Origin of the sequence: Micromonospora ureilytica, assembly GCF_015751765.1 — a bacterium.
Classification (GTDB): domain Bacteria; phylum Actinomycetota; class Actinomycetes; order Mycobacteriales; family Micromonosporaceae; genus Micromonospora; species Micromonospora ureilytica.
On record NZ_JADOTX010000001.1, the window covers coordinates 742,364 to 759,746 of the forward strand.

Here is a 17,383-nt window from a genome sequence, read left to right on the forward strand (position 1 = left end):
GCCGCCGACGTTTCGGCAGTGGTCAGTTGATGGGCTTGCGGTCGGCCGGGCCCTTGTCGGTGAACCGGAACGTGGTGTTCAGCTTCGAGTTGCCCAACTCCTTGAGGACCAGGCCGTTGCCGGGAAGGTGCTGGAGGAAGCGGGTCTCGCTGCCGATCGCGTACGTGCCGTTGCCCTTGGCGATGATGGTGAACCGCTGGATCGGGTCGTCCGGGTCGCAGACGACGCCGCCGATCGTCAGTTCGGGCTCGATGTCCAGGCCGTTCACCTGCCAGCAGGACGGGTCGTCGTTGGCGGGGTGGTCGTCCTTCGGGCCGAATGCCTTGATCACGTACCTGTCGCCGCCGATCGGTGTCGGCACGAACAGGAGGCGACCGCCGGTGTCGCCGCCCTCCTCGATCCGTCCGCCGAGTTCCAGCGCCTTCCCCGAACCCTGCACCCGGGTGATCGTGACCTCGCGCTTGCCGGACAGCAGCGGATCGGTCGCCGCCGCCGATGAGGTGGCTGGCGCCGCTGCCGTCGGCGTGCTTGTCACGGCGCCCGACGGCGTCGGCGTGCCCGCCGCGGTGCGCGGCGCCTTGTCCGCGCCACCCTGGCACCCCACCAGCGCGCTGGCGCAGGCCAGCATCGCCACGCCGGTGACCCACTTCATGGTGAACATGCCGCACTCCTCAAGAGCCGTCCCGAAGCTGTCGAGCGGAAAAATCATGGGAATCGCCGTTTGTCTGCCGCCTATCCTGTCCCTCGGCCCATCGGGCGGTGGGCGCGGGGAGGGAATGGCATGACGGTCGGCGTGGCGGCGCGACGGCAGGCACAAGTGTTGATCTTCGACGCGGACGACACGTTGTGGGAGAACAACGTCGTCTTCGAGCGGGTGATCGACGACTTCCTTAAATGGCTGGACCACCCCACCCTGGACCGGGCCGAGCTGCGGGCCGTCCTCGACGACATCGAGCGGGCCAACGCGGTGGCGCACGGATACGGCAGCAAGGTCTTCCTGCGCAGCCTGGGGGAGTGCCTGGAGCGGCTGCGCGAGCGGCCGGCCACCGACTCCGAACGCCAGGAGATCGACCGGCTGGCGCTGGCCCTCGTCGAGCACCAGGTGGAGTTGATGCCCGGGGTGGCCGACGCGCTCGACGAGCTGGCCGGCCGGCACGAGCTGCTGCTGCTGACCAAGGGCGACCAGGAGGAGCAGCAGCGCAAGCTGGACGCCTGCGGCCTGCTGCACCACTTCGGGGCCGCGCACATCGTCGCCGAGAAGAACGTCGACACGTACCGGTGGCTCACTCGGGAGCACGGCTTCGCGCCGGCCGGCGCGTGGATGATCGGCAACTCCCCGAAGTCCGACATCGTGCCGGCGCGGGCGGCCGGGCTGAACGCGGTGTTCATCCCGAACGCGAACACGTGGGTGCTGGAGGACGACGAGCTGGACCCGACCGACGACGGGGTGTTGCGGCTCGCCGCGTTCCGGGACCTGCTGCGGCACTTCTGACCGCACGGAAGCCAAACAGCGTCGGCGATCATGGTCGCGTTACGTCGACGTGCCCGATTTTCACAGTGAGATCAGTCCTGCCCCCGGCCGCCCGACGCGGCTTGTCCGGCCGGTCGGAGCCCGCCTAACCTGGTCCGGCGCTCACGGCCCTTCGGGGTGTGTCGGGGCGCGTCGGCGTTCGGCGGGTGAGCACCGTGGAGCTGAGTGCGGAGTGGCCGGCTCACCCCGTTGCGGCGCGTGACGTCGTGCCACGCCCGCGCGGCGGGGTGCCGGAGCTGTCCGCTCCTCCGCCGGACGGCCGAGGGTCAGGGCCGGGTAGTTGCGGACCCGGTCCTGACCCGCCCCGCGAATCGTTCGACACTGCCGAGCGGGGCACACCGCGCGTCGGTTCGACTGTCAGGATGGCGGCATGAAGCGCAGATCTCTCCTCCTCGGCGCGGCGGCCGGTCTGGCCGCCCCGGCCGTGCTCACCCCGGCCGCGCCCGCGCTCGGCGCGAGCGGGCCGCTGCGGCCGGGCTGGGGCACGGTCCCGATGCCGCGACCGTGGCCGGGGCGGCGCCAGAACCGGGCCAGCGAGTTGACCACGCTGCCGGCGGAGACGAAGCAGGTGATCATCGTCGGCGCCAGCAGCTACACCACCACCTACGCCACGCTGGAGGCGTACGTGCGGACCTGGAACGGCTGGCACCCCGCGTCGGCGTCGTTGCCCGCCCGGATCGGCTCGAAGGGCTTCAGCGACAACCACGTGGAGGGGGTGCCGACCACGCCGACAGGCGTCTACTCGATCGGCCCCACCATGTACGGCATCGCCGCCAACCCGGGCGTGCGATTCCCCTACCACCGGCTGGTCAGCGGTGACTGGTGGAACGAGAACCCGTCGTCGGCGTTGTACAACACCTTCCAACACAGTGCGACCAACCCGGGTGGGGCCAGCGAGGCACTGTGGAAGGAGGTCCCCGCGTACACGCACTTCGGGGTGATCACCTACAACATGGCGCCGAACGTGCCGAAGCCGGTGCCGAACGCGGGCAGCGGAATCTTCCTGCACCAGTTCAGCACCAGCGCCGGCAACGCCACCGCTGGCTGCGTCTCCCTCGCACACGGTCACCTGGTCGACGTGCTCACCTGGCTGGACCCGGCCCTGTCACCGCGCATCGTGCTCAGCCCGTACGCCCAGCTCGGCCGATACTGACAAGCGCTGCGGCTCAGCCGGCCTCGCGCCGGACGATCGCCACCGCCACCCGGCAGAACTCGTCCATGTCCGGGTTGAACCCGGCGGCGATGTCGGGATGCAACCCGGAGCGGGTCTCCTCCAACAGTCGCTGGCAGACCTGCTCGACAGGTTCGCCGGCGTAGTCGGCGCCGACCCGGTCGATGGCCGCCTGAAGCGCCGAGGTCAGCTGCTCCTCCAGCGGGCCGCGCAGCTTCTGCTGCACAGGGTCGAGCCCGCGGGGGTCGAGCGTGACATGTGGCTCCGACATCGGTGCTCCCTTCGTCGGCGTCCGCGATACCCCACCGCGGACGTCGGTCAAACCCCGGTCGGCACGGCGGCGACCCGCACCTGGTACGAGAACTCCTCGGCCGGTTCCTCGTGGTACGACAACCGGCGGATCTGCCGGTCGTCGTCGTAGAGGGCGACGTCCACCAGCACGCCGAGGTGCGCGAGGCCGATGGTCGACACCCGCTTCTTGTCCTGCAACACCGCGCAGACGCCGCCGAGCAGGGTGCTGGCGTCGGACGTACGGTGCCCGGGCGGGCAGCGCAACACCAGGTCCACCTCGATCGGCCCGGGCAACGGCGTCCAGCCGGTGCGCTGGGCCGCGGCGAGGGCGGCCTGGAGCAAAGTGCGGACCCTCGTCGCCTGCCGATGCCCGGCGGCGAAGATGGACAACGCTTCGGTTTTGACCGGTGGCAGGCCGCTCACCTCGAACGTCAGGGCGAGAGCGCGGGTGTCCTGCACGACGGCACCTCCTCGTTGGGACGATCCTGCCGAACCGAGGGAGCGGCGGTGGGACGTTCCCGCGATTACCAACCGATCGGACAGGCATGGGGTCGGCCGGAGGCGTGTCGACGGCAGCGGCGAACGCGCCGGCTACGGCGCTACGAAAACGCTAGCCGACGACGCCCGCGCTCGGTAGTCGGTCGTTCACCCGGTGGGGCGTGGTGCGAAGGCGCAGAACTCGTTGCCCTCCGGGTCGGCCAGCACCCACCACCAGTGCGCTTCGTCGAACGGCTCCCGCAGCAGTGTCGCGCCCGCCGCGATCAGCGCCATCGGCTCCGGGTCGACCAGGTCGACGTCCCAGTGCAGGCGATTCTTGACCGTCTTGGGCTCGGGCACCCCGACGAACACCCAGTAGTCCCAGGGGAACCCGGACGCGCCGACCACCGACGAGGTGGTCGACCCGTGCTCGACGGTGCCGCCGACCACCCCCGCCCACCAGGTCGCCTGCGCCGCCGGGTCGGTCGACTCGACGACCAGCGCGAACGGGCCGGGCTGGGTGCCCTCGCGGGCCGGGAACGCGCAGAACTCGTTGCCCTCCGGGTCGTCCAACACCCACCAGGTCCCGTCGCTGGCCGGCTCGCGGACCAGTCGGGCGCCGTCCGCGAGCAGCGCCGCCGGGTCCGCGTCGGCCAACCGCAGATCCAGGTGTACGCGGGTCTTGCCGACCCGCGGCTCCGGCACCTTGTTCACCCAGATCGACTCGGCGTTGGAGCGCGCCGAGCGCGGGTCCACCCGGGTGTCGTCGTCACCGGCATCGGCCACGTCAGCGTCGAGCATCCGGGCCCAGAAGGCGCCGAGCGCGAGCGGGTCGGTGGCGTCCAGACAGAGGTCCTTGAAACGCGCGATCATCGTCCCAGCATGCCTGGTCCGAGCGGGCCGCCCGTGGAACGAGCGCCGCGTGGCGGAGTCAGTGCCGCTCGGCGCCTGGTCGATCATGGAGTTGTGGTGGGCGACAAAGTCCGCGCCAAATCTGGCACCATAACTCCATGATCGGCCGGACCCGGCCGGTCGGGGCGTGTCTTCTCCGAGTTCCGCGTTCAGTGCTGTTTGGCGTACTCGACGAATGCCTTCCAGGCCGTCGGGTTGACGTGCAGGGTGCCGCCGTCGCGGTCCTTGGTGTCGCGTACCAGCACCACGCTCGGCAGGTTGTCGGCGACCTCGACGCAGGACCCGCCGTTGCCGCCGGACCGGGTCGACTTCCGCCACTGTGGGGTCAGCATGCCCATGACTTCGCCACTTCCTTGATCAGCTCGGTTGACTGCCGGCGGGGGAGCGCCTCGTTCCGCACGATCTCCCACGTCTTCGCCAGCTTAGCGACGTCGGTCGGCGCATCGACGAACTGCGCGGTGAGCTGGTTGTCGGCGTGAGCCACCCGCTCACCGTCCGGCATCTCGGCGATGATGAACTGACCGGCCAGCCCCAGGTACATCCCAGCATCCGTCGGGACGATGTGCACCTGGATATGCTCTGCCGCCGCCAACTCGGCCAGGTGCTCGCACTGCTCGACCATGAGGCCCGGCTGGTCGAGCACCGGCCGGCGCAGCACCGCCTCGTCCAGGACGGCGATGAGCTGCGGCGGGCGCGGGCGTTGCAGGATCGCCTGCCGCTCCAGCCGGGAGGCGACGATCCGGTCCACGTCCTCGGCGTCGAACCGGCCACCGGCCAGCGTCGCGCGGGCGTACCGCTCGGTCTGGAGCAGGCCCGGCACGTAGGCCAACTCCAACCAGCGCAGCCGGCCAAGCTCGCCCTGCTGACGGAGTACCGGACCAGCCGACCGCACTGCTGATCTACCTCGGCACTCTGATGCACGAGGCGACGAACCAGCTCACCCAGCTCCACCCGGATCATCCGCCGGCCCGGATGACCGAGCGCTTCCTCTCCTGGGCGAGGGCCCGGAGCTGACGCTCGGCCCGCCGTCGTTCATCCCGGAAAGTGGATCAGTGGCACCCCGTCGGAGTATCCGGGCCCCTCACTGGTCAGCACCGCGGCGTCGTGGGTCAGGCCCGCCACGGCGGCTGCGGCCAGGTCGAAACGGCGGGTCCTGCGCTGCCAGAAGGTCAGCTCCGGTAGATCCTCCGCCTGCTCGGGCAGCAGCGCGCAGGAAGTCAAGGCCAGCAGCTTGTGCAGCAGGGCCAGGTCCTTGCCGGTTGCCATGGTCAGCGCCTCAGTCGCTGCCACCACCGGCACTCCGAACTGCACCCCGTCCTCGATCACCTCGTGGACGGGCTCACCCACGTGCACGGTCCGGAGGACGGCGTATCCCAGCAGGGCCGACCGGTCCAGGATGAGCCGGACTGGTGGTGTTGTCGGCGATGTCATGCGGCGTCGGCGCGGGGTGCCGTGTCATCACCGTTCATCTCGGCCTCCATGGCGGCGCGGATCTTGGCGCGCTCCGCCTCGAACCGCTCCGAGGGCCACTCGGCCTCCACCGCCAGGCGGCGGGCTCGAGCCTCGGCGACACCCTGGTCAGTGACGTGAATGCCGGAGGCGAGCAACAACTCCTTGTGCTGTTCCACCCGCCTGCGCCGACGCACCGATTCGGTGACGTAGGCACTGGCCATGCGGTTGCCCTGACTCTCCAGGATCTGACTCACGTCCGGGGGGACGGAGATCGTGAAGCGACGCTGAGGCTCTGTCATACGGGCAGCTTATCCCTGTCATACTGTTGCCGTCGTCGGGGCTTGCGGTCACGCCTCCTCCAGGGGCGGCCAGACCAGGAGAGCGAGTCGATCACGCGCGTGGCGTCGGCGCAGGCGAAGGCGGCCGGTTGCTGCGCGCTCCCGTTGTGACGGCCAGGTTTCGCGGCTTCACGGGTGGGGCAGAGTAGCCGCTACAGAGCATCCGGGCCGGAGTTTCCGCAGCTTGCCGGCTCGGAATCGTCTCGCCGTGCGCCGGGGCACGGATGCCCTCCCCGGTCTTTCGCCGAGGAGAGGGGGAGGGCGATGACGGACCCCGAAACGGCTCGACACCGACGCCGGCCGGTTGTTCGGCTGGGGGCGGCGGCTGCCACGCTGGCGCTGGTCGCACCGCTGGCCGCGTGCGGCGCGGACGACGCTGGTGGCCCACCGACGATCAACCTGTACTACCCGCCCGAGCAGAACCTGCAGAAGGTCGTCGACGACTGCAACGCGCAGGCCCAGGGACGGTACGAGATCGCCTACCGGGTGCTGCCCCGGCAGGCCGACGACCAGCGGGTGCAGATGGTGCGCCGGCTGGCCGCCGAGGACAGCGGGATGGATCTGCTCGGGCTGGACGTCACTTGGACCCAGGAGTTCGCCAGCGCCGACTGGATTCGCGAGTGGACCGGTCAGGACAAGGCCGAGGTCGAGCAGGGCACCCTCGCCGGGCCGTTGGACACCGCCCGGTACGAGGACAAGTTGTACGCGGCGCCGAAGAACACGAACGTCCAGTTGCTCTGGTACCGCAAGGACCTGGTGCCGCAGCCGCCGACCACCTGGGACCAGATGATCGGCGCGGCCCAGCAGCTCAAGGACCAGGGTAAGCCGTACCAGGTGCTCACCATGGGCGCCCAGTACGAGGGCCTGGTCGTCCTCTACAACACGCTGGCCGAGAGCGCCGGTGGGAAGATCCTCAGCGACGACGGCAAGAAGGCCGTGATGGACGACGGCACGGTCCGGGCGTTGGAGCAGCTGAAGAAGTTCGCCACGTCGGGCGTGACCTCGCCGTCGTTCAGCAACGCCACCGAGGACCCGGTCCGGTTGGAGTTCCAGTCCGGCTCCGGCGCGTTCCAGGTGAACTGGCCGTTCGTCTACCCGGCACTGCAGGAGGCGAACCCGGAGCTGGCCAAGCAGGTCGGCTGGGCTCGAATCCCGGGCATCGACGAGGGCACCCCCAGCAAGGTCACCATCGGTGGGGTCAACCTGGCGGTCAGCTCCTACTCCAAGCACCCGGAGCAGACCTTCGAGGCGGCCCGGTGCATCCGCAGCGCCGAGCACCAGAAGTTCTCCGCCATCAACGACGGCGTGCCACCCACCATCGAGGCGGTCTTCGACGACCCGGAGATGACCGAGGCGTACCCGATGAAGGACACCATCCTGGAGGAGCTGAAGGAGCCGGCGACGCGTCCGCTGACCCCCGCCTACCAGAGCATCTCCACAGTGATGTCGGCGATCCTGTCGCCGCCGTCCGGGATCCGTCCGCAGCAGACCGCCGACGAGCTGCGCGGCGCCATCGCCGACGCCCTCCAGTCGAAGGGGGTCCTGCCATGACCCGGCCCGCCACCACCGAGACACCTGAGCAGACCGACGGCCAGCGCGCCACCGTGCCCACCCAGCGCGGCGGCCGGCGCAAGCCCCCACTGAGTGAGAACAAGAAGGCCGAACGCAAGCTCGGTCTGCTGCTGTGCGCGCCGGCGGCGCTGGTCATGATCGCGGTGACCGCGTACCCGATCATCTATTCGGTCTGGCTGTCGTTGCAGCGTTTCGACCTGCGCTTCCCCGACCAGCGTGAGTTCATCGGGTTGGAGAACTACGTCACAGTGCTCACCAACGAGTTCTGGTGGACGGCGTTCGGGGTGACCATGCTGATCACGGTGGTCACCGTGGCCGTCGAGCTGGTCCTCGGCATGGGCCTGGCGATCATCATGCACCGCACCATCATCGGCCGCGGCCTGGTCCGGACCTCGGCGCTCATCCCGTACGGGATCGTCACAGTGGTCGCCGCGTTCTCGTGGCGGTACGCCTGGACGCCCGGCACGGGCTACCTGGCCGACCTGTTCAGTGACGGCGCGCCGCTGACCGAGCGGGCCAGTTCCCTGGCGATCATCATGCTGGCGGAGATCTGGAAGACCACGCCGTTCATGGCGCTGCTGCTGATGGCCGGGCTGGCGCTGGTGCCGGAGGACCTGCTCAAGGCGGCCTCCACCGACGGCGCGACCGCCTGGCAGAAGTTCACGAAGGTGATGCTGCCGGTGATGAAGCCGGCGATCCTTGTCGCGTTGCTGTTCCGCACCCTGGACGCGTTCCGGGTCTTCGACAACATCTTCGTGTTGACCGCCGGCGGCAACGAGACGTCGTCGGTGTCGATGCTCGCCTACAACAACCTGATCCGGGGTCTCAACCTCGGCATCGGTTCGACGATGTCGGTGCTGATCTTCATCACCGTGGCGATCATCGCCTTCGTCTTCGTGAAGCTGTTCGGCACCGCTGCTCCGGGCAGCGACGACGGAGAGAGGCGCTGACATGGCTGTCGAAACCACTACCAGGGCAAAGCTGCGCTGGGGTCTGCTCGACGTCCTCGTGGTCGTCTTCGCACTGGTCCCGGTGCTGTGGATCGCGTCGCTGTCGTTCAAGACGCCGGCCACCCTCACCGACGGGAACTTCATCCCGCGGGAGTGGACGCTTGACAACTACCGGACCATCTTCGACACCGACCAGTTCGTCCGGGCACTGGTCAACTCGATCGGCGTCGCGCTGATCGCCACGCTGGTCGCTGTGGTGCTCGGCGCGATGGCCGCGTACGCGATCAGCCGGCTGGACTTCCCGGGCAAGAAGCTGCTGGTCGGCGTCTCCCTGCTGATCGCGATGTTCCCGCAGGTGTCACTTGTGTCGCCGCTGTTCGAGATCGAGCGTCAGCTCAAGATCTTCGACACCTGGCTCGGGTTGATCCTGCCGTACATCACCTTCGCGCTGCCGCTGGCGATCTACACGCTGTCGGCGTTCTTCAAGCAGATCCCGTGGGATCTGGAGAAGGCCGCGAAGATGGACGGCGCCACCCAGGGGCAGGCGTTCCGGCGGGTGATCGCGCCACTGGCCGCGCCGGGGCTGTTCACCACGGCGATCCTGGTCTTCATCTTCTGCTGGAACGACTTCCTGTTCGCCATCTCGCTGACCTCGACCGAGCGGTCCCGCACGGTGCCGGCGGCGTTGTCGTTCTTCACCGGCGCGTCGCAGTTCGAGGACCCCACCGGGGCGATCTGCGCCGCCGCCGTGGTGATCACCGTGCCGATCATCCTGTTCGTCCTCTTCTTCCAGCGTCGCATCGTGTCCGGTCTGACCTCCGGCGCAGTCAAGGGATAGGTGAGTAGTCATGGCTGACATCGTGCTGGACAAGGTGAGCAAGAGCTTCCCGGACGGGACCGTCGCCGTGCAGGACGTCGACCTGGAGATCGCCGACGGCGAGTTCGTGATCCTGGTCGGGCCCTCGGGCTGCGGAAAGTCCACCACCCTCAACATGATCGCCGGGCTGGAGGACATCAGCTCCGGTGAGCTGCGCATCGCCGGGCAGCGGGTCAACGACAAGGCCCCCCGGGACCGGGACATCGCCATGGTGTTCCAGTCGTACGCGCTGTACCCGAACATGACAGTGCGGGAGAACATGGCGTTCCCGTTGCGGCTGGCGAAGCTCGACAAGGAGACCATCGAGCGCAAGGTCGACGAGGCGGCGAAGGTGCTGGAGCTGACCTCGTTGCTGGACCGCAAGCCGGCGAACCTCTCCGGTGGCCAGCGTCAGCGGGTGGCGATGGGCCGGGCGATCGTCCGCCAGCCGAAGGCGTTCCTGATGGACGAGCCGTTGTCCAACCTCGACGCCAAGCTGCGGGTGCAGATGCGCACTGTGGTGTCCCGTCTGCAGAAGCAGCTCGGCACCACCACCGTCTACGTCACCCACGACCAGACCGAGGCGATGACCCTCGGCGACCGCGTGGTGATCATGCGCGGGGGCGCGGTGCAGCAGGTCGGGCCGCCGCAGGAGCTGTACGACCACCCGAAGAACCTCTTCGTGGCCGGCTTCATCGGCTCACCGTCGATGAACTTCCTGCATGCCGCCGTGCAGGACGGCGAGCTGCACACCGCCCTGGGCACGGTGCCGATCGGTGACCGGGTCCGCCGGGAGTTGGAGGCGGCCGACGCGCCCCGTGAGCTGATCCTCGGCATCCGCCCCGAGCACTTCGAGGACGCCGAACTGGTCGACGACGACACCCGTCGGCGGGGCATGGAGTTCGAGGCGCCGGTGGACATCGTCGAGTCGATGGGTTCGGACAAGTACGTCTACTTCACCGTCGAGGGTGAGAAGGCCAGCGCCGCCGAGTTGGAGGAGTTGGCCGCCGACGCGGGCGCCGCCGACTTCGCCGGCGCCGGCGGCAACCTGGTGACCCGGCTGTCCGCCGAGTCCCCGGTCGCCGAGGGGCAGACGCGCCGAGTCTGGTTCAACCTGGAGAAGATCCACCTGTTCGACCCGGCGAACGGTCGAAACCTGACCCTGCACGAGGGTCGGGCCGCCGGCGCGCTCGCCGACTGACAGCCCATTTCGCGCCGATCTTGCACTTTCGGTTGTCGACATGGGATGGATTGCCCCTTGTGTCGGGACAGAAAGTGCAAGATCGGCGCGGCGGGGGCGCGGGGGTGCGTGCCCTGCGGCGTGCGGGCGGGCGTGGCAGGGTGGTTGCAGGTTTCGTCGTGAAGCGGGGGGCCGGATGAACCGACGATTGGCCGCGCTGGCCAACGCGCACGGTGTTTCCACCTGGTACGAGGACTGGCGGCACCGCCGCGTCGCTGTCGCGCCGGAGACCGTGGTGGGCGTGCTGGGGCTGCTCGGCGTTGACGCCACCAGCCCGACGGCCATCGCCGACGCGCTCGCCGCCGCCCGCGCGGTCGACCGGGACGCGCTGCCGGAGACGGTCGTGCTCACCCACGGCCGCAGCCGGGCGCTACCCGGCCCGGGTGTGGTGACCCTGGAGGACGGTGGCCGCCGCGCGGTCGACGGTGAGCTACCGGCGGACCTGCCGCTGGGTTGGCACCGGCTGGCCTGCGCCGACCGGGAGGTGACACTGGTGGTGGTGCCGCGCCGGCTGCCGGTGCCGCCGCGGACCTGGGGGTGGATGCTCCAGCTCTACGCGCTCACCTCGGAGCGTTCCTGGGGCATGGGCGATCTCGGTGACCTCGCCGAGTTCACCGGGTGGGCCGGTGCCAACGGGGCGGGGCTGGTGCTGCTCAACCCGCTGCACGCGGTCGGGCCGGCGCACCCGGTGGCCACCTCCCCGTATTCGCCCGCCAGTCGACGCTTCGTCAACCCGCTCTACCTGCGGGTCGGTGACACCGCTGCCTATCGGGCGGCGGACCCGGCGACCCGTGCGGTGGTCGACGCGTTGCGTCCCGACCGTGGTCCCCTGATCGACTACGACGAGGTGTGGGCCGCCAAACGGCACGCCCTGGAGTTGCTGCACCCGTACGCCCAGCCGGTGGATCTCGCCGCGGACCCGGCGCTGACCAGCTTCGCGACCTGGTGCGCGCTCGCCGAACGGCACGGCAACGACTGGCGTGCCTGGCCGGCGGAGCTGCACCACCCCGACGCCCCGGCGGTCGCCGAGCAGCGTCGGCAGCTCGCCGACCGGGTCAGCTTCTACGCCTGGCTGCAACACCTCTGCGACGAGCAGCTCGACGCCGTCACGGCGGCGGCCCGCTCGGCGGGGATGCCGGTCGGTGTCGTGCACGACCTGGCCGTCGGCATCGACCCGGGCGGCGCGGACGGGTGGCAGCTCGCCGACGTGCTGGCCCAGGGCGTGCGGGTCGGCGCGCCACCTGACGACTTCAACCAGCTCGGCCAGGACTGGGGGCTCGCCGCGTGGCGCCCGGACCGGCTCGCCGCCACCGGCTACGCCGCCTACCGGGACATGCTGCGCCGGGCCCTGCGGCACGCGGGTGGCCTGCGGGTCGACCACGTCGCCGGCCTGTGGCGACTGTGGTGGGTGCCGCCGGGCGGCGGCGCGGCCGAGGGCACCTACGTGCGCTACGACGCCGAGGCGATGCTCGGCATCCTGGCCTTGGAGGCGCACCGGGCCGGCGCGGTGGTGGTCGGTGAGGATCTCGGCACGGTCCAACCGGCGGTGACCCGAGGGTTGCGGGGGCGCAACATGCTCGGCTCGACAGTGCTGTGGTTCGCGCGTGACGAGGCCGGGGACTTCGTTTCGCCGGCCCGGTGGCCGCGTAACGCCCTCGCCACGATCTCCACCCACGACCTGCCCACTGCTCCGGGCTTCCTGACCGGTGAGCACGTGCGGGTGCGTGACGAGTTGAAACTGCTGGGCACCGACGTGGCGGTGGAGCGGGCCCGCGCGGCTGCCGATCGGGACCGGCTGCTCACGATGTTGCGCGCCGAGAACCTGCTGCCCGAGCCGGCTGCGGGGTCTGAGTCGGCTGAACCGGCGGAGACGCCCGACGACGGCGAGGTGGTGGTGGCGATGCACGCCGCGCTCGCGGCCAGCCCGACCCGACTGCTCGGCGTCTCCCTCTACGACGTGCTCGGCGAGGTGCGCCAGCCCAACATGCCGGGCACTGTGGACGAGTACCCGAACTGGCGGCTGCCGCTGCCGGCCGGTGTGGCGCAGATCCGCGCGGACCCCCGGGTGACCCGGGTCGTCGACCTGCTCAGCGCCGCCCGCCCCCGGCCGGCCAACCGGAGACCGGCCGCCGAGGAGTGACGCGACCCGGTCAGGTCAGCCAGTCGAAGCGGGCCGGCAGCCCGAGGAAGTCGGCGTAGCGCCCGAGCGCCTGCTCCACCCGGGCCCGCGCGCCGACGTCGAGCGTCGTGAGCGGCTGGACCCTCACGGTGACGGCGGTGCGGCCGATCTTGCGCTTCCACACGCCCACCACCCGGCCGGCGCGCACCACTGTGGCCTGGAAGATGCCGTTGTTGCCCGGCACCACGGCCGCCTGGTGGGCGGGGTCGAGCATCAACGTGCGATCGCGGAAGCCGAGCAGGTATTCGTCGAAGCCGGGCAGCGCCAGCACGTCGTCCGGTGCGGTGCGCGGCGCGTCGGCCACTGCCGCGTCGACGTACATCGGTGTGCCGTCGACCCGTACGGTGCTCAGCGCGTCGTCGGCGGCGGCCAGGCCGCGTCGGGCGTCGGTGAGGGTGAGGCCGCTCCAACCGGCGAACTCACGGTCGGTGACCGGGCCGTGGCCGCGAACGTAGCGGTGGGCGAGCAGGGCCAGCGCCTCGTCCCGTTCCAGCCGGTGGGGTTCGGGCGCCCACTCGTCGAGCAGGGCGAAGGTCTGCTCGGTGCCGACGTTCGGCGCCACGCAGGTCACGCCGCGAACGCTCGAATACCACAGCAGGTGGTAGCCACGCTGCCCGTCGGTGCCCAGGCCGGCCGCCCGCAGAGTGGCCAGGCACTGCGCGCGGGTGAGGCGACCGCCGCCGGCCAACGCGGCACCGAGGACGTCCACCGCGCGGTCCGCGTCGGCCTCGGTGAGCCCGAGCTGCGCCCGCCGGGTCGCCACGCCGGCCAGCGATCGTACGCCGGTCAGCTCCAGCATCCAGCGGGCGTCGGCGGGCGGGACGAGGTGCACGGTGCCCCGCATCGGCCAGGTGCGCAGCGCCTCGCGCCGCTCCAACGCCGCCTGCACGTCGGTCATGCCGCGACCGGGCAGCCGGGCGCCCAGCGACCACAGCCCGCTGGCCAGGTCCTGTGCCTGCATCGCGCCGAACCACTCGACCACCTCGGCGACGGTGCCGGGTCGGGTGTTCGGGTGTGGGCGCAGCAGCAGGCTGGTCATCCGCAGCGCCAGCGCGTCGGCCGCGCTGAGGTCGACAGGCATCGGCAGCCCTTCCCGAGGAGAGGGCCCAGTTTAGGAGCCGTCCGCATCGCCAGGGCACACCGGCCGGTACGCGGGCCGACAGCCGGAGCACCGCGTACGCGGCGGCATGTTCGCGCGTCGGGCGGGCACGCGAGGGCTCAGTTGATGAGGTCGAGGCCGGTCAGGTCCGCCGACAGAGCCCAGAGGCGGGCTGCCGCGCTGTCGTCGGTGGGGCTGGTGTCGGTGCGGCGGCAGTCCACGCAGTAGTCGCCGCCGTTCGCGTCGAGGTGAGGTGACGTGGCGGCCCAGACCTGGGTGGCCGCGCCCTGCTCGACGGTCTTGAACAGGCCCGGAGCGGAATTGCCGTCCGCGTCGATCCAGCCCGCTGTGACCATCTCCTCGATGGCGAGGTGTCGTTGCAGAGGGGTGCGGATCCAGCCAGGGTTGACGGAGAAGGCCCGGACGCCGTGCGGTCTGCCGAGCAGGTCGAGGTGTCGGGCGAACAGGACGTTCGCGAGTTTGGACTGGGTGTAGGCCTCCCACTTGTCGTAGCCGCGCTCGAACTGCACGTCGTCCCACCGGATTCGCCACGCCGGGTCGCGCCCGGAGGCGACCGCGACGACACGAGCCGTGCCGGCGGCGGTGAGCGCGGGCCACAGCAGGTTCGCCAGCGCGTAGTGGCCGAGGTGGTTGATCGCGAACTGCGCTTCCCAGCCGGGTCCCACCCGTGTCTCCGGGCAGGCCATGACGCCGGCACTCGCGATCAGGATGTCGAGGGCGGGATGGCTGCTGAGGAATCGTTCGGTGAACGCGCGGACCGAGGCGAGGTCGGCGAGATCGATCTTGTCGACCTCGATCTCGACTCCGGCCGCGTCGGCGAGCGCCCGCTGCGCCGCGTCCGGCCGGAGAGCTGGGACGACGACCCGAGCCCCGGCCCGGGTGAGCGCGAGGGTCGTGGCGAGACCGAGGCCGGAGTAGCCGCCGGTGACGACAGCGGTCCTGCCGGTGAGGTCGATTCCGGTGAGGACGTCTCCGGTCGTGCTGTGGGCACCGAACGTGGTGTGGGTCGTGTCGCTGGTCATGCCGCGGACGCTAGGTGCTAGACCGAGGTCTAGGTCAACGGGTTACCGTCGACGCCATGGCGGACAGGGGCCTGAGCATCGGGCAGGTGGCGCAGCGCACGGGCTTGAGTGTGCACACCCTGCGGCTCTACGAGCGTGAGGGTCTGCTGGCCAGCGAGGTTCGGCGGGACGGGTCGGGCCGGCGCGTCTACAGCGCCTGGGACGTCGAGTGGCTGGCGAACTGCGTCAAGTTCCGGGCCTCCGGAATGCCGCTCACGACGATCAGCCGCCTGGCCCAGCTCGTGCGCGCGGGCAGCGGCAACGAGGCCGAACGGCTCGAACTGCTGCGTGCACACCAGCGCTACATCACCGACCAGCTCGCGCAGCTGCGCGACTGCCTCGACCTCGTCAACGTCAAGGTGGCCAGCTACGAACGACACCTCACCGCCGGCGCCTCCGGAGATCCCTGGCACCAGCAACGCCAGCCCGCACCGGAAGAGCACCGGGTCGACGGGGCATAACGGGCCGCGCACGGGGGATGCGGCGGCCGGAAGTGCGCGCGTCGCGCGTGCGGAAGGGAGCGTCATGACTGCCGCAAGCGAGCCGGCCCGAGGTGCCGGCGTAACGGCCGGATCCCGCAGCCATCGGGGGGACGCCCGCGCGAAGACGAGCGCGGCCGCGACCTTCGCCCTGGTGTTCGGAGTGGCCGGTCTGTTCAGTGTGCTGACGGCGATCCTCGCCTGGTTGGGGCTGGTGCTCGGCATCATCGGGATCATCCTCGGCATCGTCGGCCTCAAGATGGCGCGCCGACCCGGGGTCACCGGTCGCGGCGTGTCGATCGGCGGCCTGGTGCTCAGCATCCTGGCCGTGCTGATCGGCCTCGGTCTGGCCGCCGGAATCACCACGTTCGTCAACAACGAGAACGCGGTGGACCGCCTGCAGACCCAGGTCGACAAGCTGCGCGACAAGATCGACTGACCCACGCGTGCCGCTCTGGGCCGGCCCGTCACCCGTCCCGGCCGGCCACAGTAGGGTGGGCGGCGTGCTCCGCCAGGTCACCGCGATCCGCTACGTCACCCCGCTGCGCGAGGGTGGGTCGCTGCCGGGCGTGGTGGAGGCCGACGACCTGGGCACCTACGTGGCGAAGTTCCGCGGCGCCGGGCAGGGGCCCAAGGCGCTGATCGCCGAGGTGATCTGCGGTGAGCTGGCCCGCCGGCTGGGGTTGCGGGTGCCCCCGCTCGTGGTCCTCGACATCGACCCGGTCATCGGGCGGGCCGAGCCGGACCAGGAGGTGCAGGAGCTGCTGCGCGGCAGCGGTGGCACCAACCTCGGGATGGACTTCCTGCCCGGGGCGCTGGGCTTCGACCCGGTGGCGCACCCCGTCGGCGCGGCGCTGGCCTCCCGGGTGCTCTGGTTCGACGCGTACGTGGAGAACGTCGACCGGAGTTGGCGCAACCCGAACCTGCTCGTCTGGCACCGGGAGCTGTGGCTGATCGACCACGGCGCCTCGCTGTACTTCCACCACAACTGGCCGCGCGCCGAGTCCGCCGTGCACCGGGCCTACCGCGCGGAGGATCACGTGCTGGCGCCGTACGCGTCGCGGCTGGCCGAGGCCGACGCCGAGCTGGCCCCCCAGGTCACCCCGGAGCTGCTCACCGAGGTGTTGGCCCTGGTGCCGGGGGAGTGGTTGACCGCCGCCGACTTCGAGACGGCCGACGCGGCCCGCGACGCGTACCTGGACCACCTGACCCGCCGCGTCGCCCGCACGGCCGACTGGCTGCCACCGGGGAGCGCGGCATGAGGCAACCCTTCGAGTACGCGCTGATCCGGCTCGTGCCCCGCATCGAGCGCGGCGAGCAGATCAACGTCGGGGTGTTGCTCTACTGCCAGCAGCGCGACTTCCTGGCCGCCCGGACGCACCTGGACGCCGACCGGGTTCGCGCGCTGGCGCCCGACGTCGACCTGCCGGCGGTGGCCGCGGTGCTCGACTCCTGGGACCGGACCTGCTCCGGTGACGGGCCGGCGACCCGGATGCGGCTCGGTGAGCGGTTCCACTGGTTGGCCGCGCCACGCAGCACGATGATCCAGACGGGGCCGGTGCACACCGGCCTCACCGTCGACCCGGCGGCCGAGCTGGACCGGCTGATGGCGACCCTGGTCCGCTGAGCCGTGGCGCGGGCGAGGCGGGGCACGGGAGCGGTGATCGTCCCCTGATCGCGCTACGCCAGCGCCGTTGCCGGCGGAGCGCGATCCCCCGTTCAGGTGCCCGGTGCGGGGCGGCGGCTCGATCCCG

Annotated in this window: 21 protein-coding genes; 11 read left to right on the forward strand and 10 right to left on the reverse strand. The window is 70.7% G+C overall.

Features of this window, described 5'->3' with window-relative positions; translation table 11 throughout:
• Positions 1 to 22: 22 nt before the first annotated feature.
• A complete protein-coding gene (locus IW248_RS03390; protein ID WP_196925602.1) occupies positions 23 to 661 on the reverse strand; it encodes a hypothetical protein in 639 nt (212 codons plus the stop codon).
• 120 nt (positions 662 to 781) lie between these two features.
• Between IW248_RS03390 and IW248_RS03395 the strand changes: the two genes are divergently transcribed.
• A complete protein-coding gene (locus IW248_RS03395) occupies positions 782 to 1,492 on the forward strand; it encodes an HAD family hydrolase (protein WP_196925603.1) in 711 nt (236 codons plus the stop codon).
• A 409-nt stretch (positions 1,493 to 1,901) separates the two neighbouring features.
• Positions 1,902 to 2,684 (forward strand): L,D-transpeptidase family protein, encoded by a 783-nt coding sequence (locus IW248_RS03400; protein ID WP_196925604.1) that lies wholly within the window; start codon positions 1,902 to 1,904, stop codon positions 2,682 to 2,684.
• Between the two features lie 13 nt (positions 2,685 to 2,697).
• Here IW248_RS03400 and IW248_RS03405 read toward each other — a convergent pair whose 3' ends face one another.
• The 7 genes from IW248_RS03405 to IW248_RS03435 form a co-directional block, all read right to left on the reverse strand.
• Positions 2,698 to 2,973, reverse strand: a complete 276-nt coding sequence (locus IW248_RS03405; protein ID WP_124816228.1) for a hypothetical protein — start codon at positions 2,971 to 2,973, stop codon at positions 2,698 to 2,700.
• Positions 2,974 to 3,020: 47 nt separating this feature from the next.
• Entirely contained in the window at positions 3,021 to 3,452 is a 432-nt protein-coding gene (locus tag IW248_RS03410; RefSeq protein WP_124816226.1) for a RusA family crossover junction endodeoxyribonuclease, read from the reverse strand.
• A 186-nt stretch (positions 3,453 to 3,638) separates the two neighbouring features.
• Positions 3,639 to 4,343 carry a VOC family protein gene (locus IW248_RS03415; protein WP_196925605.1) on the reverse strand — a complete coding sequence of 235 codons (705 nt, stop codon included), beginning with the start codon at positions 4,341 to 4,343 and terminating at the stop codon, positions 3,639 to 3,641.
• 188 nt (positions 4,344 to 4,531) lie between these two features.
• Complete coding sequence (locus tag IW248_RS03420; RefSeq protein ID WP_196930022.1) at positions 4,532 to 4,714, reverse strand: DUF397 domain-containing protein; 183 nt, start codon at positions 4,712 to 4,714, stop codon at positions 4,532 to 4,534.
• Positions 4,708 to 5,274: a DUF5753 domain-containing protein gene (locus IW248_RS03425; RefSeq protein WP_196925606.1), complete on the reverse strand. Its 567-nt coding sequence runs from the start codon at positions 5,272 to 5,274 to the stop codon at positions 4,708 to 4,710. The genes IW248_RS03420 and IW248_RS03425 overlap by 7 nt, the downstream gene beginning before the upstream one ends.
• A 140-nt stretch (positions 5,275 to 5,414) precedes the next feature.
• Positions 5,415 to 5,813, reverse strand: a complete 399-nt coding sequence (locus IW248_RS03430) for a hypothetical protein (RefSeq protein ID WP_196925607.1) — start codon at positions 5,811 to 5,813, stop codon at positions 5,415 to 5,417.
• On the reverse strand, positions 5,810 to 6,133 hold the full coding sequence (locus IW248_RS03435; protein WP_196925608.1) for a hypothetical protein: 324 nt from the start codon (positions 6,131 to 6,133) through the stop codon (positions 5,810 to 5,812). Before IW248_RS03435 ends, IW248_RS03430 begins: the two co-directional genes overlap by 4 nt.
• 303 nt (positions 6,134 to 6,436) lie before the next feature.
• Between IW248_RS03435 and IW248_RS03440 the strand changes: the two genes are divergently transcribed.
• From IW248_RS03440 to malQ, 5 genes are all read left to right on the forward strand, one after another.
• Complete coding sequence (locus IW248_RS03440) at positions 6,437 to 7,723, forward strand: ABC transporter substrate-binding protein (protein WP_196925609.1); 1,287 nt, start codon at positions 6,437 to 6,439, stop codon at positions 7,721 to 7,723.
• A complete protein-coding gene (locus IW248_RS03445; protein WP_124816210.1) occupies positions 7,720 to 8,694 on the forward strand; it encodes a carbohydrate ABC transporter permease in 975 nt (324 codons plus the stop codon). The genes IW248_RS03440 and IW248_RS03445 overlap by 4 nt, the downstream gene beginning before the upstream one ends.
• 1 nt (position 8,695) lies before the next feature.
• The gene (locus IW248_RS03450) at positions 8,696 to 9,532 is read left to right on the forward strand and encodes a carbohydrate ABC transporter permease (protein WP_124816208.1); all 837 of its coding nucleotides are present in this window, start codon (positions 8,696 to 8,698) and stop codon (positions 9,530 to 9,532) included.
• A 10-nt stretch (positions 9,533 to 9,542) separates the two neighbouring features.
• Entirely contained in the window at positions 9,543 to 10,751 is a 1,209-nt protein-coding gene (locus IW248_RS03455) for an ABC transporter ATP-binding protein (RefSeq protein WP_124816206.1), read from the forward strand.
• A gap of 175 nt (positions 10,752 to 10,926) precedes the next feature.
• On the forward strand, positions 10,927 to 12,930 hold the full coding sequence (gene malQ, locus IW248_RS03460) for a 4-alpha-glucanotransferase (RefSeq protein WP_196925610.1): 2,004 nt from the start codon (positions 10,927 to 10,929) through the stop codon (positions 12,928 to 12,930).
• A 10-nt stretch (positions 12,931 to 12,940) separates the two neighbouring features.
• Here malQ and IW248_RS03465 read toward each other — a convergent pair whose 3' ends face one another.
• Complete coding sequence (locus IW248_RS03465; RefSeq protein ID WP_196925611.1) at positions 12,941 to 14,050, reverse strand: winged helix DNA-binding domain-containing protein; 1,110 nt, start codon at positions 14,048 to 14,050, stop codon at positions 12,941 to 12,943.
• Positions 14,051 to 14,187: 137 nt separating this feature from the next.
• Positions 14,188 to 15,111 carry an SDR family NAD(P)-dependent oxidoreductase gene (locus IW248_RS03470; protein ID WP_196925612.1) on the reverse strand — a complete coding sequence of 308 codons (924 nt, stop codon included), beginning with the start codon at positions 15,109 to 15,111 and terminating at the stop codon, positions 14,188 to 14,190.
• Positions 15,112 to 15,167: 56 nt separating this feature from the next.
• Between IW248_RS03470 and IW248_RS03475 the strand changes: the two genes are divergently transcribed.
• The 4 genes from IW248_RS03475 (at position 15,168) to IW248_RS03490 (ending at position 17,256) form a co-directional block, all read left to right on the forward strand.
• Entirely contained in the window at positions 15,168 to 15,611 is a 444-nt protein-coding gene (locus IW248_RS03475) for a MerR family transcriptional regulator (protein WP_196925613.1), read from the forward strand.
• A gap of 64 nt (positions 15,612 to 15,675) precedes the next feature.
• Entirely contained in the window at positions 15,676 to 16,068 is a 393-nt protein-coding gene (locus tag IW248_RS03480; RefSeq protein WP_124821535.1) for a hypothetical protein, read from the forward strand.
• A gap of 64 nt (positions 16,069 to 16,132) precedes the next feature.
• The gene (locus tag IW248_RS03485; RefSeq protein WP_196925614.1) at positions 16,133 to 16,891 is read left to right on the forward strand and encodes a HipA family kinase; all 759 of its coding nucleotides are present in this window, start codon (positions 16,133 to 16,135) and stop codon (positions 16,889 to 16,891) included.
• Complete coding sequence (locus tag IW248_RS03490) at positions 16,888 to 17,256, forward strand: DUF3037 domain-containing protein (RefSeq protein WP_091404117.1); 369 nt, start codon at positions 16,888 to 16,890, stop codon at positions 17,254 to 17,256. Before IW248_RS03485 ends, IW248_RS03490 begins: the two co-directional genes overlap by 4 nt.
• Positions 17,257 to 17,383 lie beyond the last annotated feature (127 nt).

What these genes read in the sequence shown, in the direction of transcription:
- IW248_RS03390 (WP_196925602.1), bottom strand. Translation starts at nt 661, where the DNA reads ATGTTCACCATGAAGTGGGTCACCGGCGTGGCGATGCTGGCCTGCGCC.
- IW248_RS03395 (WP_196925603.1), top strand. Translation starts at nt 782, where the DNA reads ATGACGGTCGGCGTGGCGGCGCGACGGCAGGCACAAGTGTTGATCTTC.
- IW248_RS03400 (WP_196925604.1), top strand. Translation starts at nt 1,902, where the DNA reads ATGAAGCGCAGATCTCTCCTCCTCGGCGCGGCGGCCGGTCTGGCCGCC.
- IW248_RS03405 (WP_124816228.1), bottom strand. Translation starts at nt 2,973, where the DNA reads ATGTCGGAGCCACATGTCACGCTCGACCCCCGCGGGCTCGACCCTGTG.
- IW248_RS03415 (WP_196925605.1), bottom strand. Translation starts at nt 4,343, where the DNA reads ATGATCGCGCGTTTCAAGGACCTCTGTCTGGACGCCACCGACCCGCTC.
- IW248_RS03420 (WP_196930022.1), bottom strand. Translation starts at nt 4,714, where the DNA reads ATGCTGACCCCACAGTGGCGGAAGTCGACCCGGTCCGGCGGCAACGGC.
- IW248_RS03430 (WP_196925607.1), bottom strand. Translation starts at nt 5,813, where the DNA reads ATGACATCGCCGACAACACCACCAGTCCGGCTCATCCTGGACCGGTCG.
- IW248_RS03435 (WP_196925608.1), bottom strand. Translation starts at nt 6,133, where the DNA reads ATGACAGAGCCTCAGCGTCGCTTCACGATCTCCGTCCCCCCGGACGTG.
- IW248_RS03440 (WP_196925609.1), top strand. Translation starts at nt 6,437, where the DNA reads ATGACGGACCCCGAAACGGCTCGACACCGACGCCGGCCGGTTGTTCGG.
- IW248_RS03445 (WP_124816210.1), top strand. Translation starts at nt 7,720, where the DNA reads ATGACCCGGCCCGCCACCACCGAGACACCTGAGCAGACCGACGGCCAG.
- IW248_RS03450 (WP_124816208.1), top strand. Translation starts at nt 8,696, where the DNA reads ATGGCTGTCGAAACCACTACCAGGGCAAAGCTGCGCTGGGGTCTGCTC.
- IW248_RS03455 (WP_124816206.1), top strand. Translation starts at nt 9,543, where the DNA reads ATGGCTGACATCGTGCTGGACAAGGTGAGCAAGAGCTTCCCGGACGGG.
- malQ (WP_196925610.1), top strand. Translation starts at nt 10,927, where the DNA reads ATGAACCGACGATTGGCCGCGCTGGCCAACGCGCACGGTGTTTCCACC.
- IW248_RS03465 (WP_196925611.1), bottom strand. Translation starts at nt 14,050, where the DNA reads ATGCCTGTCGACCTCAGCGCGGCCGACGCGCTGGCGCTGCGGATGACC.
- IW248_RS03470 (WP_196925612.1), bottom strand. Translation starts at nt 15,111, where the DNA reads ATGACCAGCGACACGACCCACACCACGTTCGGTGCCCACAGCACGACC.
- IW248_RS03475 (WP_196925613.1), top strand. Translation starts at nt 15,168, where the DNA reads ATGGCGGACAGGGGCCTGAGCATCGGGCAGGTGGCGCAGCGCACGGGC.
- IW248_RS03480 (WP_124821535.1), top strand. Translation starts at nt 15,676, where the DNA reads ATGACTGCCGCAAGCGAGCCGGCCCGAGGTGCCGGCGTAACGGCCGGA.
- IW248_RS03490 (WP_091404117.1), top strand. Translation starts at nt 16,888, where the DNA reads ATGAGGCAACCCTTCGAGTACGCGCTGATCCGGCTCGTGCCCCGCATC.